At 73.5% G+C, this 16,134-nt stretch carries 16 protein-coding genes; 5 read left to right on the top strand and 11 right to left on the bottom strand.

Annotated features, from left to right (window positions below; translation table 11 throughout):
* Positions 1-11: 11 nt before the first annotated feature.
* Positions 12-377 carry a metalloregulator ArsR/SmtB family transcription factor gene (locus IFT73_RS05830; RefSeq protein ID WP_192166763.1) on the bottom strand — a complete coding sequence of 122 codons (366 nt, stop codon included), beginning with the start codon at positions 375-377 and terminating at the stop codon, positions 12-14.
* A 146-nt stretch (positions 378-523) separates the two neighbouring features.
* On the opposite strand from IFT73_RS05830, the gene IFT73_RS05835 reads away from it, so the two are divergent.
* From IFT73_RS05835 to IFT73_RS05850, 4 genes are all read left to right on the top strand, one after another.
* Positions 524-724: a DUF6458 family protein gene (locus IFT73_RS05835; protein ID WP_056608675.1), complete on the top strand. Its 201-nt coding sequence runs from the start codon at positions 524-526 to the stop codon at positions 722-724.
* Positions 725-781: 57 nt separating this feature from the next.
* Complete coding sequence (locus IFT73_RS05840; RefSeq protein WP_192166764.1) at positions 782-943, top strand: GPGG-motif small membrane protein; 162 nt, start codon at positions 782-784, stop codon at positions 941-943.
* A gap of 85 nt (positions 944-1,028) precedes the next feature.
* Positions 1,029-2,486 (top strand): serine/threonine-protein kinase, encoded by a 1,458-nt coding sequence (locus tag IFT73_RS05845; RefSeq protein ID WP_192166765.1) that lies wholly within the window; start codon positions 1,029-1,031, stop codon positions 2,484-2,486.
* Positions 2,487-2,590: 104 nt separating this feature from the next.
* Positions 2,591-2,911, top strand: a complete 321-nt coding sequence (locus tag IFT73_RS05850) for a hypothetical protein (protein WP_056608679.1) — start codon at positions 2,591-2,593, stop codon at positions 2,909-2,911.
* Here IFT73_RS05850 and IFT73_RS05855 read toward each other — a convergent pair.
* The 8 genes from IFT73_RS05855 to IFT73_RS05890 form a co-directional block, all read right to left on the bottom strand.
* The gene (locus tag IFT73_RS05855) at positions 2,880-3,278 is read right to left on the bottom strand and encodes a hypothetical protein (RefSeq protein WP_192166766.1); all 399 of its coding nucleotides are present in this window, start codon (positions 3,276-3,278) and stop codon (positions 2,880-2,882) included. The two genes, IFT73_RS05850 and IFT73_RS05855, sit on opposite strands and share 32 nt — an antisense overlap.
* Positions 3,275-4,024, bottom strand: coding sequence for a hypothetical protein (locus tag IFT73_RS05860; RefSeq protein ID WP_192166767.1), 750 nt, complete (start codon positions 4,022-4,024; stop codon positions 3,275-3,277). The genes IFT73_RS05855 and IFT73_RS05860 overlap by 4 nt, the downstream gene beginning before the upstream one ends.
* On the bottom strand, positions 4,021-6,720 hold the full coding sequence (locus IFT73_RS05865) for an EAL domain-containing protein (RefSeq protein WP_192166768.1): 2,700 nt from the start codon (positions 6,718-6,720) through the stop codon (positions 4,021-4,023). The genes IFT73_RS05860 and IFT73_RS05865 overlap by 4 nt, the downstream gene beginning before the upstream one ends.
* A gap of 129 nt (positions 6,721-6,849) precedes the next feature.
* Positions 6,850-7,668 (bottom strand): LamG-like jellyroll fold domain-containing protein, encoded by an 819-nt coding sequence (locus tag IFT73_RS05870; protein ID WP_056608691.1) that lies wholly within the window; start codon positions 7,666-7,668, stop codon positions 6,850-6,852.
* 181 nt (positions 7,669-7,849) lie between these two features.
* Positions 7,850-8,893: a polysaccharide deacetylase family protein gene (locus tag IFT73_RS05875; RefSeq protein WP_192166769.1), complete on the bottom strand. Its 1,044-nt coding sequence runs from the start codon at positions 8,891-8,893 to the stop codon at positions 7,850-7,852.
* Positions 8,893-10,170, bottom strand: a complete 1,278-nt coding sequence (locus IFT73_RS05880) for a nucleotide sugar dehydrogenase (RefSeq protein WP_192166770.1) — start codon at positions 10,168-10,170, stop codon at positions 8,893-8,895. The genes IFT73_RS05875 and IFT73_RS05880 overlap by 1 nt, the downstream gene beginning before the upstream one ends.
* A complete protein-coding gene (locus IFT73_RS05885) occupies positions 10,167-10,733 on the bottom strand; it encodes a WbqC family protein (RefSeq protein ID WP_192166771.1) in 567 nt (188 codons plus the stop codon). Before IFT73_RS05885 ends, IFT73_RS05880 begins: the two co-directional genes overlap by 4 nt.
* On the bottom strand, positions 10,730-11,455 hold the full coding sequence (locus tag IFT73_RS05890) for a PIG-L deacetylase family protein (protein WP_192166772.1): 726 nt from the start codon (positions 11,453-11,455) through the stop codon (positions 10,730-10,732). Before IFT73_RS05890 ends, IFT73_RS05885 begins: the two co-directional genes overlap by 4 nt.
* A 164-nt stretch (positions 11,456-11,619) precedes the next feature.
* Here IFT73_RS05890 and IFT73_RS05895 point away from each other — a divergent pair, with 164 nt between their 5' ends.
* Positions 11,620-13,362 carry a BTAD domain-containing putative transcriptional regulator gene (locus IFT73_RS05895; RefSeq protein WP_192166773.1) on the top strand — a complete coding sequence of 581 codons (1,743 nt, stop codon included), beginning with the start codon at positions 11,620-11,622 and terminating at the stop codon, positions 13,360-13,362.
* Between the two features lie 7 nt (positions 13,363-13,369).
* Here the strand turns inward: IFT73_RS05895 and IFT73_RS05900 are convergent, their stop codons facing one another.
* On the bottom strand, positions 13,370-15,190 hold the full coding sequence (locus IFT73_RS05900) for a glycosyltransferase (RefSeq protein WP_192166774.1): 1,821 nt from the start codon (positions 15,188-15,190) through the stop codon (positions 13,370-13,372).
* Positions 15,187-16,131 (bottom strand): hypothetical protein, encoded by a 945-nt coding sequence (locus tag IFT73_RS05905; protein WP_197983509.1) that lies wholly within the window; start codon positions 16,129-16,131, stop codon positions 15,187-15,189. The genes IFT73_RS05900 and IFT73_RS05905 overlap by 4 nt, the downstream gene beginning before the upstream one ends.
* Positions 16,132-16,134: the final 3 nt, after the last annotated feature.

Raw genomic sequence — 16,134 nt, forward strand, 5'->3', positions numbered from 1 at the left:
GTGATGGCCGCCTAGGACGGCGAGCCGGCCACCGACGACCGCAGGACGTCGGCGAGGCCCTCGAGGGCGCCGGGGACCAGCGCGTAGAACGCCCACGAGCCGCGCTTGGTGCGGGTCAGCAGGCCCGCCGCGACCAGGATCTTGAGGTGGTGGGAGACGGTCGGCTGCGAGAGGTCGACGGGCCCGGTCAGGTCGCAGACGCACGCCTCCTGGCCGTCGTGGGCGGCGACCAGCGAGAGCAGACGCAGGCGGGTGGGCTCGGCGATCGCCTTCAGGCGCGCGGCCAGCAGCGCGGCCTGGGCCGCGGGCATCGGATCTCTCGGCACGGGCGTGCAGACGTCCGTCGTCGACTCGGCGAGCGGCGGTGGAGACACCATGTCGTCCATCCTGCCCGACCCGGGCAACACGCGCTGTCACCTTTGGCATAGATGTTCGTCGATCGATCGGTTTGAACCCGCTGGTACGGGGCACGTCGTCCGATGTCGTCATCAGACGGCCGCATCGCAGAACGGAAGGGCCTCCCATGTACTTCGGTGGATCGATAGCACTCATCGCCCTCGGCGCCATCCTCTCGTTCGCCGTGCAGGACCGCATCTCCGGCGTCGACCTGGTCGTCGTCGGCTACATCTGCATGGCGGCCGGTGCCCTCGGCATCGTCCTGAGCCTCGTCGCGAACGGACAGCGCTCGCGCGCGGTCCGTCGAGACGACCTGCCGCCGCGCTGAGCTCTGCACACCACCGGTCGGCGCACTCCGCGCCGTCCACCTACGAAAGGAACCACCATGGGCTTTCTGCTCTGGATCATCGCCGTCGCACTCGTCATCTACGGCATCATCACGCTGATCAACGGCGGCATCCTGTTCGGCATCATCCTGATCGTCGTCGGCCTGGCCGTCGGCCCCGGCGGATGGTCGATCTTCAACCGTCGCGGCTCGCGCGCCTGATCCGCACGCCGCACCCGGGCACCCCGCTCGCCGCACCTGCGGCGGGCGGGGTGTCGCACGTCGAAACCCGCCGGACGAAGGACGCATGACCGAGAAGCTGAACGGACGCTACGAGCTCGGCGACGTCGTGGGAGCCGGCGGCATGGGCGCCGTGTACCGCGCCACCGACACCCGCCTGGGGCGGGTCGTCGCCGTCAAGGCGCTGCGTGGCGGAGCCCTCGCCGACGAGGTCGCCCGCGCGCGCATGCGCAGCGAGGCCCGGCTGGCCAGCACCGTCCACCACCCCGGCGTCGCGCAGGTCTACGACTACGACGACAGGAGCACGACGCACGGTGGCATGGCGTTCATCGTCATGGAGTTCGTCGACGGCCGGAGCCTCTCGCAGGTGCTCCGCGACCGAGGGCGCCTGCCGATCGACGAGGTGATGTCGATCGTCCAGCAGGTCGCCGACGCGCTCGCCGCCGCCCACGCGGTCGGGGTCGTGCACCGCGACCTCAAGCCGGCCAACATCATGCTGACCCCCGCCGGACGAGCCGTCCTGGTCGACTTCGGCATCGCCAGCTCGGCCACGAGCGACCCGTTGACCGACACCGGGGCACTCATCGGCACCGCCGACTACCTCAGCCCCGAGCAGGCGTCGGGTCGGTCGGCGACTCCCCGGTCCGACCTGTACGCCCTGGGCGTCGTCACCCACCAGTGCCTGACGGGTGTCTCGCCGTTCCGCCGCGACCACCACGTCGCGACCGCGCTGGCCCACCTGCAGGACGAGCTGCCACCGCTCGACGCGTCGGTCCCGCCGCGGGTCCGCGAGCTCGTGCGCCGGCTCGCCGAGAAGAACCCGGTCGACCGCCCGGCCGACGCCGGCGAGGTCTCCCGCGAGGCCGCGGCGATCGGGGCCGCGTCCGTCGTCGACGTGCCGACGGCGACGGCGACGGCGACGGCGGCGACGGCGACGGCGACGGCGGCGATGCCGACGCCGTCGTCGGGCCGCGCGCGGCGGCGACGTCCCGTCGCGCTGTACGCGGGCGCCGCTCTCGTCGTCGCAGCAGCTCTGCTGCTCGGCGTCGGCCGGCTCACCGGCGACGACGCGTCGCCTCGCGCGAGGGACGTCGCGCCGGTCGAGCAGGCCGTCGCGACGAGCACCGTCGACGTGTCGGCCGACCGCCTGATCGGTACGCCCGCCGACGAGGCCACCGCACTGCTGGAACGTCTCGGGCTGGTCGTGCAGCGACGCGACGTGCCGAGCGCCGGCACCGCCGGCCTCGTCGTCGGCGTCGACCGCACCGGCCAGGTGCCGCTGGGGACGACGGTCACGCTCGACGTCGCGGTCGCCCCCGCCGCCGCCCCCGCCGCCGCCTCGCCGTCGGCGCCGGCCACCCAGGCTCCGTCGTCGTCCGGCGGCACTGCCGTGAGCACCGGCACCCCTTCGACGTCGGGCAGGAGTGCCCCAACGTCGAAGGGTGCCGCGAAGCCGAAGGCCCCGAGGCAGGGCAAGGGCGCGGCGAAGGGCAAGGGCGGCGGCAAGGACAGAGGCAAGGGCTGACGTTGGTCCCTTCCCTTCCCGGTCTCGGACTGGTACTGACGGACCTATAGGGTTGATCGACGTTCCTCGATGTCACACCCGCACCACTGCACCAGGAGGCACCCATGCCGGACCAGCAGGAGCTCACGATCTCGCTCACCGGCGAGCGGGCCGTCCGGTGCCCGCGCTGCCAGTCGGACAGCGGGCTGCACTTCGACGAGGTCTCGCTGATCGACCCCGCCGGTGACGTCATCCCGCTGCACGCCGAGGGCGGCGAGGGCCTGTCGGTCGTCACCGCCACGATCGGCGACGGCACCCAGCCCGGCCGACGTCACCTGATCGTGCTGCCGCACTGGTGCACGGCGTGCGGCGAGCGCGGCGAGATCGTGCTGCGCCAGGACGCCGGGCACACGGTCAGCCAGTACCGCGAGCTGCCGCAGGGCTGACGCGTCGGCCGCACGGCTCGACCCGCGCGCCGTCGAACCAGGCGTTGATCTCGCCGCTGTCGCCCGACACCGTCACCGACAGGTCGACGAGCGATCCCGCCGTCAGCCGCGGCGAGAGCCGCACCACGACGTGCTGCGACCTCCCTCCGCCGCGGCACGTGATGGCCCGGCTGCCGATGAGCTGCGGGGTCGACGCCGCCGAGAAGACCAGGACGGTCGTCGGCGGGTCGACCGGACACACCACCGTCAACCGGACGGACGACGGACGCAGCTGGTCGAGCGTGATGCCCAGCGCGCCGGCGGATGCCGACCCCGGTGCGCCGATCGCGAGCAGCGTCGTCGCGAGCACGCCCGACAGGACCCTCATCGTCCGTCGCCCGGCACGATGCCGATCGCGCAGCGCCGCTCGACCGCCGTCGTGACGGTCGTCGCGACGAGGGGGTCGAGCGACCACGCGAAGGGCACGGAGCGGTCCTCGGGGCGCTCCACCACGACCAGGTCCCCAGCCACCACCCGCGGACCGGGACGGTCGTGCACGTCGATCGTGACGTCGGGGAACTCCCCGGCCAGCTCGGCCAGGACCGGAGCCGTGGCCCCGTCGGCCGCCTCCCGGCCGACCACGACCACCGTCGCCCGGTCACGCGCCTGCTCGAGGGCGAACCGGACCGTTGCCGCGCCGACGGCGGCGCGTCCGCCGCCCAGGACCACGCGGCCGGGGCGCCCCGGCTCCCTCTCGTCGTGCGGGACGACCATCACGGGGCTGTCGGCGTGGCGGGCCAGCCGGGCGACCACGTCGCTGCCGCGCAGCTGCGTGAACCACGTCGCGTCGGCGCACCCCACGACCAGCAGCCGCGACGCCCGGGACGCCCGTTCGAGCGCGTCGACGACGCCGGCCGTCGTCAACCGGAATCCGACCGGCGGGGTGCGACGCTCCGGCAGCGACGCGTGCGGGCGCATGCTCTCGAGCACGAGCCGGCCCCGATCGGCGTCCGAGGCGGCGCAGCAGTGCACCACCTGCACGAACGTGCGCCCGGCGACGGCCTCGCGCATCGCGATGTGCATCGCTGTCGGGTGCGGTCTCCTCATGCCGATGACGACGGGTCGATCTCTCATCGCACTGCTCCTTCGTGGGTGTCGTCGGCCGGTCGGTCGGCGATGGCGGGAACGGTCTCGGGGCCGCGGGGAAGGCCCCACCACCAGCCCTGCGCCTGCAGGCCGAGGCCGCGGATCGCGTCGCGCTGCCGCTCGGTCTCGACCCCCTCGACGATGCAGGGGATGCCGAGCTCGGCGGCCATCGACGCGACCCCGTGGACGACGGCCGAGTGCGCGCGCTGGTCGGGGAGCCCCGCCGTGAACGATGCGTCGACCTTCAGGATGTCGACCGGCAGGGTCGTGAGGCTCTTGAGCGTCGCGTACGCCGTGCCGAAGTCGTCGATCGCGATGCGGACGCCCGCCTGGCGCAGGAGCTCGAGCTCCTCGAGCACCGACCGGCCCGCGTTGAGGATCGACGTCTCGGTCACCTCGATCACGAGCCGTGAGGACGCGACCCCGTGCTCGGCGAGCGCGGCCACGACCCGGCCCCGCAGGCCACGGCTCGCCAGCTCGCGGGCACTCACGTTGACGGCGACCGACATCGTCTCGGGCCACCCGTGGGCCGTGGCGAGGGCCAGGTCCAGCACTCGGTCGCTCAGCACCTCGGCGAGGCCGGCCGACTCGGCCGCCACGACGGCCGGCAGCGTCGGCAGCGGCGACCCCGACGCGTCGAGCAGCCTCAGCAGCGCCTCGGCACCGCACACGACCCCCGTGTCGACGTCCACGACCGGTTGGAAGACCAGCGCGATCCGGTCGTCGTGGAGGCCCTCGCGCACGGCCTGCTCCAGCGACCGACGCGCCTCGGTGATGTCGTGCAGGTGCTCGTCGAAGATGTCGTGACGATCCTTGCCGCGCTGCTTGGCGCGGTACATCGCGGCGTCGGCGCGGTCGATGAGCTGGTCGGGACGCACGTCGGGCTCGGCCAGCACGTCGAGCCGGGCGATCCCGACGCTCGCGGACACCACGATGCCGAGCTCGTCGTCGGGCACGGTGCGACGGACGGCGTCGACGAGCCGCTGCGCCAGGCGGAAGAGGTCCTCCTGGCCGTCGTCGGTCTCGAGCAGCACGACGAACTCGTCGCCACCGATCCGCGCGAGCGTGTCGGTCGGTCGCAGCACCTCCCGCAGGTCGCGGGCGACGCCGATGAGCACCTGGTCCCCCGCGTCATGACCCGCGCGGTCGTTGACGGTCTTGAAGCCGTCGAGGTCGATGAACAGCACCGAGACCCAGGTGTCGTCCGTGCGCCCCGACCGGGCGAGCTCGACCGCGTGCTCGCAGCGCTCCAGCAGGAGGCGGCGGTTCGGCAGCCCGGTGAGCTCGTCGTGCAGGGCCATCATCGTGAGCTGCTGCTCGGCCTCGCGACGCCCCGTCACGTCCTCGACCTGCACCAGCACGACCCGTGAGCCGGCCTGCTCCTCGATCCATGCCATCGCGACGAGGCCCCACAGCGGTGCCGTGTCGTCACCGGAGTGCATCCGCATCTCGGTGCGGGCGCCCTCGGCGCGGCCCTCCAGGACCGCGGCGACCGTCGCCCGGTCCTCGTCGTCGACGAACCAGTCGACGATCGAGGTGTGGACCAGCCGCTCGGGGGGCCGGCCCAGCATCGTCCCCATCGTCGCGTTGGCGCGCAGGATCTCTCCCGACGGAGCCACGATGAACTTGCCGGTCAGGCCCTCGTCGAAGACGCGGCGGAAGCGCTCCTCGCTGTCGAGCAGGAGCCGACGCTCGTGGGCGGCGGCGGCGGCCTCCCCCGCCCGACGTCGCGCCGTCGAGTACATCAGTGCGGTCGCGACGAGCACCAGCAGCGAAGCCACGGCGAACGCCCGCTCCAGCGTCCGTCGGGAGGCGACGGCCGGAAGCGCCGCGTCGTCCTTCGGGAGGGATGCGGTCACGGTCCAGCCGATGGGCGGCACGGGCCCGGTCTCGACCAACGCCTCGTCGGTCGTCAAGCTGGACGACCGTCCGGCGAGGGCCGCAGCCGTCTCCGGCGAGATCTCGCCGGGCGTGCCCTGTCCGCGCGGGTCGACCTCCAGGGAGGAGACCAGGGCCTGCCCCCGTTGGTCGGTCACGACGATCGAGATGCCGTCGTCGGCCTTCGCCCCCTCGCTGATCAGCCGCACCGACTCCAGCTCCCACAGGAAGGCGACGTAGCCGACACGACGGCCCCCGCGGCTCACCGGGGCCGCCACGGCGACGACGTACGGTCGTCCCACCGCTGCCGACCTGAACCCCTCCGACACGTACGGTCGTCCCGAGCTCGACGCCCCTTGGTACCAGTCGCGGAAGGCGAAGTTCCGCCCGACCTGCTCGGGCTGCTCCGGGTAGGACGCACGCGTCGATCCCGAGGCGTCGGTGAGGAACACCGCCGGCGAGTCCTGGCTCCTGGCCAGGCTCGCCAGGTCGTCGACGACGCGTCGCGGAGCCGCCGTTCCCCGTGTCGTCAGGTAATCGCCGACGGGCGGGGCCTCGGCGAGCGCCTCCACGGCGCGCAGGTAGTCGTCGGTCTGGCGCACCAGTGCACGGACCGCGGCGTCACGGTTCGACCTCACGCGCTCCTGCGCCGCCGTCATGACCTGGTCGGTGGAGCGCCTGTCGGCGCGGTACCCGACGACGAGGAGCAGCAGCAGCCCCATCAGCGTGAGCGACACGGGCACGACGGCGGGGTGGCGGAAGCGCCACGGCAGGGTGTCCGGCTGCGCGGTCGCGGCTGTGCCCATGGAGCTCCTCCCCTGTGCCCCCACGGTGCGCGACCGGCGTGGCACGACACACGCCCGCAGGTCCGCGCCGCCAGGGACCTTGTCCTCTGGTCGGCGCGGACCTGCGGGTCGGTGCTCAGCCGCTGCGTGTCAGCGCGCCGCCTGGTGCGCCGCGACGCGCGTCGCGGAGAGCTCGCGGTCGTAGAAGGCGACCGGTCCGATCGCGCCCTTGAAGTAGCTCGCGAGGTAGCCCGTGCCGAGGCGCAGCGGGGCGCTGCCGGCGACGGGCTTGATGCCGTAGTCGGCCAGCGAGTCGGTGTCCTTCAGCTTTCCGTCGCGGTACAGCTTGACGTAGCCCGAGGGGTACGCCGACGACCTGGCCGTGGAGTTGAAGACCACCGTGACGTGGATCCAGCGCCCGGTCGTGACGGACTCCTGCGAGTACGAGCCGGCGCCGAGGCCGCCCTTCGGGTTGAACGCGTAGGCACTGATGCGGTTGGGCCGGTTCTCGTCGTTGCTCCTGGAGTACATCCGGCCGTACCACTCGTGACGGTTCGGATCTCCCTTTCCGAGGACGTACACGTAGCCGCTGCCCTCCTCGTCGGCGAACTGCAGGGTGTCGGGTCGCATCAGGTACTCGACCGTCAGCACCCCCGTCGTCGCGATGCTGTACTTCGGGCTGGACGGGAACGAGACATGGTCGCCCTTCCCGTCCAGGACGACCCCGGTGTCGCCGTTGGGCAGTGTCGTCGTCGCAGCGTCGCCCTTGAGCGTCCCCGTCGTGCTCCCGGACACGAGGTCGCGCGTGCCGCTGAGGACCGCGGTGGGGTCGTCGGCCGCGACGGCCGCCGAGTACGCCGAGGTGTCGGCTGCCTGCGCGGCCTGGCCCGACGAGGCGACGAGGCCGGTGACGGCTGCCGCCGCGGCGGCGGCTCCGGCGATGGTGCTGATGGTGCGATGGGTTCTCACGATGTGGCTCCCTTTCCACGAGGTGACATGAACAGGGAAGCCTAGGAGCCGGATGCCGCCCGTCCCAGCCGGAGACGACTGCACGGCCGACTCGCGGCACGGGTCGCGACGTGAGTCGGCTCACGGCCCGCGCGGCACGACCGCCCGCGAGCGCGTGACGTCCGTCACGTGGTGAGCGGTGTCAGGCCGTGTGACGGACGAGATGCGTCCGGCGGCGTCGCGAGACCACGCGGAAACCGATGCTGGCGATCATCGACGCCACCACGAAGGCCCCGACGATCTGCGCCTGGCCGATGCCCAGACCGCTCACGGACACGGCGTAGTCGGTGCGCGCGGGGACCGACGGGCTCGCCACGGCGGCGAGCGGCTCCCGCGCGGGCTGCACCCGGGCCGGGGGCAGGTCGTGCGAGACGTCGTCGCGCGTCGAGGAGCCGGACGCCGCACCGACGACCGCGGCGAAGGTCTCGACGCGCGTCGACGCCGGCCGTCGTGCCAGCCAGGCGACGAACGACGTCAGGGCCTCCTCGGAGATCGATCCCGGCCCGCAGCCGTCGCAGACGCGGCCCAGGACGATCGGCACCCACCCACCGACGCTCTCGGCCTGCCGCACCCAGCGCTCGAGCGTCGGGGCGTCGAGCGGCGCCTCCCCCGTCGGCTTGACCGGCACCGCCCACCGGTCCCGGTCGAAGGGCAGGCGCGCCACGCAGTCGCACAGCGGGTCCTGCGGCGGACGGTCGGCGAGACCGTCGCCGGCGCGGGCGCTGGTGTACCCGCAACCGGCCACGACGCCCTGCAGGTCGTCGTCGCGGTACCCGTAGGGGTAGGCGAAGCTCGTGACCGTCGTCCCGAGGGCGAGCAGGTCGGCACGGTCCTGGCACGCCTCACGGCGTCGGACCTCCCTCCCGGCCGTGGCGAGTCGCGCGTGCGTCAGGGTGTGCCCGCCGATCTCGTGCCCCTGGTGCACGAGGCGGACGACCTGACGGCGGGTCAGGTAGTCGGGGTACGTCCACATGCCGCTGTTGACGAAGAAGGTCGCGCGCATCCCGTGCGCCGCCAGCAGGTCGCCGGCCGCCGACTGCCCCCGCCACCCGTCGTCGAACATCAGCGTCACGACGGTCTGCTCGCGGTCGGGGCGCGGTTCCGGCGCGGCCCCTGCGGCGACGGGCACCAGGACCGTCGCCAGCGCGACGAGCACCGACGTCAGCGGCGGTGGCCAGGTGCTCATCACAGGCTCGCGACGGTCTCCGACGGCACCATGGCGTGCCGGCAGTCGAGGACCGACCGTGCCTCGGTGGCGATCCGCCCGTAGTCGAACTCCGGGTGGTCGGTCACGAGGATCACCAGATCGACGTCGCCGAGGACCTCGTACGCCTGCTCCGGGGTCAGCAGGGGCGTCATGGTCCAGCCGTGGGCGTGGGGGTCGCTGACCGACACGACGGCTCCGGCAGCCCGCAGCCGCTCGACGACCACGATCGCGGGTGACTTCCGCAGGTCGGCGGTGCCGGCCTTGTACGTGACACCGAGGACGAGCACGCGGGCTCCCGCCAGGGTTCCGCCGAGCAGATCGGCGGCACGTCCGACGACGTACGACGGCATGCCGTCGTTGATCTCCTGCGCCAGCTCGCTCAGCCGCAACGGGGTGCCGAGCTCGGCCCGCACGAGCCACGAGAGGTAGACCGGGTCGACCGGGATGCAGTCGCCGCCCACGCCCGGGCCCGGCAGGTGCTTCAGGAACCCGTGCGGCTTGGTCTCGGCGGCTGCGACGACCTCCCAGATGTCGACGCCCAGCTCGTGCGCGACCATCGCCATCTCGTTGACGAGGGCGATGTTGACCTGGCTGAAGACGTTCTCGAACACCTTCGTGAACTCGGCCACCGACGGGCTCGACACCGCGACCGTGCGATCGACGAGCCGGTCGTAGAACGCCGTCACGCGCGCCAGGGCCCGGGCGTCCGTGCCGGACACGATCTTCGGCGTCGTCTCGAAGGTGTGCACCCGGTTGCCCGGGTCGAGCCGCTCGGGCGAGCAGCCGAGGTCGTAGTCCGTGCCCGGTCTGAAGCCCGACTCCTCCTCGATGACACCGGCCACGACGCGCTCGGTCGTCCCGGGGAAGCTCGTCGACTCCAGGATCACGAGCCCGCCCCGCTCGAGGCTCGCCCCGACCACGCGCGCCGCGGCCACGATGTGCGACAGGTCCGGCGCACCGTCGTTGAGGGGCGACGGCGCCGCCATCACGGCGACGTCGAACCGTGGCAGCACGCCCGAGCTCCGGTCCACGAGCCGGACGGCGAGCGAGCCGTTGCGCAGGCAGGCCTCGACCTGCTCGTCCGACACGTCCTCGACGTCGGAGCACCCCGCCATCACGAGCTCGATCTTGGTCATGTCGGAGTCGACCCCCAGCACCTGCAGGCCGACCTCGGCGGCCCGGACGGCCAGGGTCAGCCCGACGTGGCCGAGCCCGACGACGAGCAGCCGGTCGCGTCCGGTGTCCGCCGTCGTCATGCCCGGATCTCCTCGTACAGCTCGTGCTCGGCCAGCACGAGGTCCATCGGGTCGTCGTGGTCCATGAGCAGCGTCAGGACGGAGTCGTCCGTGAACACGCGATGGCGCGACGGGACCGGCAGGGCGTCGCCGATGCGGTGCGGACGCCGTTCGCCGCGCCGGGCGACGCGGACGGGCGTCGAGATGCCCAGCAGCTCCCGCACCCCCGCCACGAGGCCCACGTTGAGCTCCCACAGCCGATCGGTCGCGATCGAGTCGATGACGTCGGTCACGAGCGGACCCATGGTCCTCCAGCGCGGCGCGCTGCGGTACCGACGGCGCACGATCTCCGCCAGCGCCCGCGGTGCCTCGACCGGATCGATCATGACGTCGTCGAGCGTCGCGCCCGGCCCGCACACCAGCACCGGCACGACCGCCCACGTGCCGCGCATCGCGACCCGGCAGTGGTGGCCGCCGGGCCTGAAGCGGCCGTCGACCTCCAGCTCGAACAGGTCCGACGTCGCCATCTCGTGCCAGAACGTGGAGCACGGCAGCAGGTCGGCCGGACGGCTCGCGACGATCATCGGACCGCGCCGCGTCGCAGCACGCTGCCGTCGGACCGGTGCTGCCGCACGGCCACGTCCGGCCCGCGGACGGTGCGCACGAGGGCGAACTGCTCGGCCCAGTGCAGCTGGCGCGCCGACCCGATGGCGTGGGCCGTCTGCTTGATGCCGTTGGCGGGGTGCGGACCGGCCACCTGCTGCGACATGTACGACCGCACGGCCTCGACCTTGAGGTCGATCGCGTCCTCGGCCAACGGCTCGAAGACGTTCCACTGCAGGTTGGTGGGGTAGAGGTCGACGTCGTAGGCCGCGACGTCGTAGACCAGGACGGTCGGCGGGAACCAGTGTCCCGGCGTCATCGAGAGCCGGGCGGCGCGCATGCCCGCCTCGTAGGTCGCGACGTGGTCCTGGTGCATCGACGGGTAGGGCAGGTACAGCTCGAGCGGGCGGCTGATGTTGAGCACGTCGTCGAGCAGCCCGACCAGACGGTGCATGTCGTTGCCCACGGCCCCGTCGACCAGGTCGAGGAAGTGCGTCTCGCGGTACCCGAGCACCTCCTGGGCGCGCTTGCACTCGAGCCGGCGGTCCTCGTCGGCCGCGGCCACCACGACGACGGCGGAGTGCTCGGGATACTTCGCGAGCACTCCCCCGCAGCCGAACGACTCGTCGTCGGCGTGGGGCGCCACCACGAGGCGGTCGACCCGGCGGCTGCCTGCGCGTCGGTCGTGTGCGTGATCTGTCATGGCGCTCCTCGACGTACGGGACGGCGGTCGCGACGCTGTGGCCGCGTCCATCGCCATTACGCCACGGGCGTGGAAAACAATCGTCAAAACAAGGGCTTCGGTCCCTGTGGGGGCGCTGTGGCGGGATCTACCGTGTGCTCACCCCGCCCGAGGGAGGCACCGTCGTGACCCGCATCGAGATCCGCCTGCTCGGTCGTCTGCGCGTCCGGCGCAGCGACGGCTCCGTCGTCGCGCCGCAGGCGTGGACCGCCGCCAAGACGACCGACCTGCTGCGCATGCTGGCGCTCGCCGCAGACCAGCCGGTGCGCTCCGAGACGCTCGTGGAGCGGCTGTGGCCGCAGTCGTCGGCGTCGGCGGGACGCGCGAGCCTGCGGACCGCCACCTCGGCGATCCGCACGACGATCGGCAGCAACTGCGTCCGCACGCACCTCGGTGCCCTGACGCTGGTCGACTGCTGGGTCGACGCGCTCGAGCTGCTGACGATCGCCGACCTCGGGGCCCGCGCGTGGCGCACCGGTGACGCGGCCGGGGTCGTCCGCGGCTGCCTGCGCGCCGAGGCCCTCTACGTCGGCGACTTCCACGCCCACCTCGACGACCAGCCGTGGGCGTCGGAGGCGCGCACGGCCCTGGCGGTGCGGCGCCAGCAGCTGCTCTGCGACGCCGCGGAGAGCGCGCTCTCGCTGTTCTGGCTGCGCGACGCGATCGACCTCGCGACGACCGCGCTCGACACCGATCCGTCGTCGGAGCGGGCCCACCGCACGCTGATGAGTGCCTTCGCGGGCCTCGGTCGCACCGAGCAGGCGCTGCGACAGTTCGAGCGGTGCCGCGCGTCGCTGGCCGACGAGCTGGGTGCCGACCCGTCGGAGCAGACGCGGGCGCTGCACCTCGCGGTCCTGAACGGATCACCTCCGGTCCCGGCGCGCGTGCCGTTCGTCGGACGGGCCGCCGACGTCGCGGCCGTCGTCGAGCAGCTCGAGGAGACCCACCGGACGCCCGGCGGCGGGATCGTCTGCGTCGTCGGGGAGACCGGCTCCGGGCGGCACGCGCTGGTCGACGCCGCGCTGGAGACGGCCCGCGCCTCGACGGGCAACCTCGACGTGTGGGGACCGTTCGACGGACGGGGCGCCGATGCCGGCACGGTCGTCAAGCAACGGCTGTCGTCGCGGGACGCGGTGCTGCCCGGCACGATCGTCGTGCTGACGACACCCGCGGTCTTCGACCAGGTGACCGCGGCCGCCGAGGCCACGGGCCGGACGGTCCGCACGGTCCGGTGTCCACCGCTCGGCTGTCACGACGTCGAGGCGCTGGCCACGCCCGTGCTGCGGGGCTCACCGACCCCCGCGCTCCTCGGGGAGCTGACCCGCGAGTCCGGGTGCCTGGCGGGCACCGTCGTCTCGACCCTGCACGCCTGGCTCGCGAACGGTCGCGTGGTGGCCACCGAGGCGGGGCTCGACCTGTGGGACGACTCGGCGGTCGGTGAGCAGTCGGCGTCCGGCGCGGTCGCGTTCGGTCTCGTCATCGACCAGCTCTCCGACCACGAGCTGCAGGTCTGCGAGCTGCTGTCGATGGCCGCGGGACCCGTCGGCGTCGAGGAGGTCGTCCGGGCCATGGGCCACGACCGTCGCGTCGACGCCGCCACCCGGTCGACGCTCGCCGCGCTCGACCGGCTCGTCGACCTCGGGGTGCTGGACGTGACGCCCGACGCGTCACGCTTCCGGTTCCGCGATCCCCGGACGCGCAGCGGTGTCGTGTCGTGGCTGCGCCCGGCCGACCGCACCCGCCTGCGGGGCCTGTGGACCGGGACCACCCCGGTCGACCACGCCGGACCGGTGCTGGGACGGCGCGCGGGTGACCGCGGGGGCGCCGACCGGCGCCAGCTGCGCCGGGGACGGAGGGCGACCGACTGAGGCCGCCTCAGTCGTGCACCGGCCTCGCCGCGAGACGGGCGGCGGCCCGTGCCGTCGGCCAGATCTGCAGCAGCCACGACACGGGGGCCACGGCCGCCCCGGCGGCAGCCGACCAGCCGTAGGTGCGCGCGGCCGCGCGACCCGAGACCAGCGCCATCACGACGAAGGCGACGAAGGGCCAGACCGCCAGCACCGCCGGCAGGCCCGGCGGCACCGCGAGCCCCGGCGACCGGTCGAGCAGCGCGAGGAGGGCGACGGACGTCAGCGCGAGCGGCAGCGCCGTGAAGCCCAGGGGGCTCGTGACGAGCATCGCGGATCCGGCCAGCCCGGCCAGCCCGGCCGGGACGCGGCGCGCGTCGCCGGACCCGCGCAGGCCCGCCCACGTCGTCAGCAGGCAGCCCGTGATCCAGCGGGTGCGCTCGTCGGCCCACTCCGACAGATCGGCCGGTGGCCGTGTCGTGGTCGTCGACGGGATCGTCGCGACCCGTCGCCGGGCCGCTCGGAGCCGGGTCGCGAGATCGGCGCCGGCGGACCGGTCGTCGGGGTCCCACGCACCCACGGCGCGCAGCTCGTGGGTGTCGAAGTGCTCCGAGGAACGGCCGAGCGGCGTCGGGATGCCCCAGGCGTCGGCGGTCGGGAGCACGTCACCGAACCATGCGGCGCGCTCGAGCGCGCTGACGCGGCCCGCGAGGGTGGTCGGTGCGTCGTGGACGGTCGTCGTCTGGACGCACGCCACGCGGTCGCGCGACTCCCCCGGTCCTCCGCGACGACGGCTCGTCATGAACGCGTCGACGGCTGCGGCGAGCTGCCCGCCGTCCGGGCTGTCACCCGACCGGTAGGCCACCACGAACGCGCCCCGCGCGAACGCCAGCCCGTAGTTGCAGGCGAAGGCGTCGGACGAGGCAGGACCTGCCGGCACCCGCAGGATCGTCATGTAGGCCGGCGGACGGCTCGACTTGAGCGCCGCGAGGACGTCCGGGGCGTCCTCGGCGACCAGCAGCAGGACCTCGAGCTTGGACAGGGGGTAGTCCTGGGCGTCGAGGTCGTCGACGAGCGTCAGCAGACCCGCGGTGGCCGCGCGGCACGGCACCAGCACCGAGTAGACGGGCAGGTCGCCGTCGCGTCGGCGCCTCGTGGCGCCGTCGTCACCCGTGGCGCGTGACGCCCGGGCCCTCGCGGTCCTCCAGCCCAGGGCGAGCCGCAGCAGCGTGCCCGCGACCAGCAGCACCTCGACCACGACCAGCAGGCCGGCGAGGGTCCACCACGGAGCCCGGACGAGGCCCGTGGCGACGACGACCACCAGCAGGGCCGGGACGACCAGCCGTCGGACGAGGCGGTCCGCGCCCGACGGTCGCGGCGCGCCGACGAGGTCGACGGGCGGCTCGGGCGCGTCGAGCAGCTGCCTCCGCCGGACGTCGGCCACGCACTGGAACACGTCCCAGTCCGTCGCCGTGCGCAGCACGATCGTCGTGGCGCCGGTGGCCTGGCGCATGTTCAGCAGACGCTCGCCCGTCGGCGGCACCGAGGTCGCGACGACCGCGACGTCGTCCTCGAGGCTGCAGGGCACCCACCCGCGGGCGACGACCTCGTGGGGCTCGCCGGTCACGAGGGCCGGGTCGGGCGGATCGGCCAGCAGGTCGATGATCGGGGCACGCCACTGCGTCGCGAGCGCCGCGTACATGTCGCGCCGCGTGACCGCCCCCGCCAGGATCAGGTGCTGGCCGATCTGGCCGCCGACGGCCCGCTGCGCGGCCGCCGCGTCCGCCGCCTGCTCGAGCGTGATGACCCCGGCCCGCACGAGGGCCTGGCCGACCGGAAGCGTCCTCACGGCACGATCTCCCGCACCGACCCCCACTTGTAGGCCAGCCCGCCGTCCCCGATCCCGTCGCCGCGGAAGTAGACGCTCACGTTGGGCCGGCCGGACTCCGAGCCGGGCCGGGACGAGCCACCCCTGAGCTCCATCGACGGGTCGATGCCGGTGGCGCACGGCACGTCGCCGAACAGGTGCCCGTCGTCGGTCACCGAGTCGATCAGCCGCCAGTCGCCACCGCCGCGTCCGTCGGCACGATCGAGCCACAGCTGCAGGTGCACCCCGTCGGGGCGGTCGAACACGACGTACTTGACGCCGAGCCACGTGTTGCTCGGCATGCCGCCGGCGAAGATCTCACGGTTGGCGATCGCCTGGTTCTCCGGGTGCGCCGTCTCCTTCTCGAAGTCCGCGTGCCCGTCGAAGCGGAGCCGGGCGCCGTACCCGCGGGTGTCGCAGCGGTCGGCCGAGCCGTCCTCGGTCGTCAGGTGGTTGGCGCGGGCGACCGCGGTGAACCCCGAGTAGGCGATGCCCTGGTCGTCGATCCGCTTGACGTACATCGTGATCTCGACGTCGCGCCACTGCCGGCGCAGGTGCGGGTCGTGGACGTACATGCGCGGCGTCTGTCCGCTGACCAGCAGCTGCCCGTCCCCGGCCTCGTAGCTGCCCTCGCCGTGCGCGGCGTCGAACCACGGGTCGCGCGGGTCGACCCCGTCGAACGCCCGGGGCGCGTCCCAGCGCGACACCCAGTACGTCCCGTCGGGCCGCGTGGGCCTCAGGTGGTCGATGCCGAACTCGTCGCGGGTGGCCCGCGCCTGCTCAGCCGTGACCTGGTTGACCAGGCGGGCGGTCGGCTCGGTCCACGCGGGGCGTCGGGAGTCGCCCACCACCACCAGGGCGGTGGCAGCGACGCACAGGCCGATCACGATCCGTCCCGCGCGTCCCAGGCGCGTCTCGGGCACCCG

Origin of the sequence: Aeromicrobium sp. CFBP 8757 (assembly GCF_014841755.1) — a bacterium.
Classification (GTDB): domain Bacteria; phylum Actinomycetota; class Actinomycetes; order Propionibacteriales; family Nocardioidaceae; genus Aeromicrobium.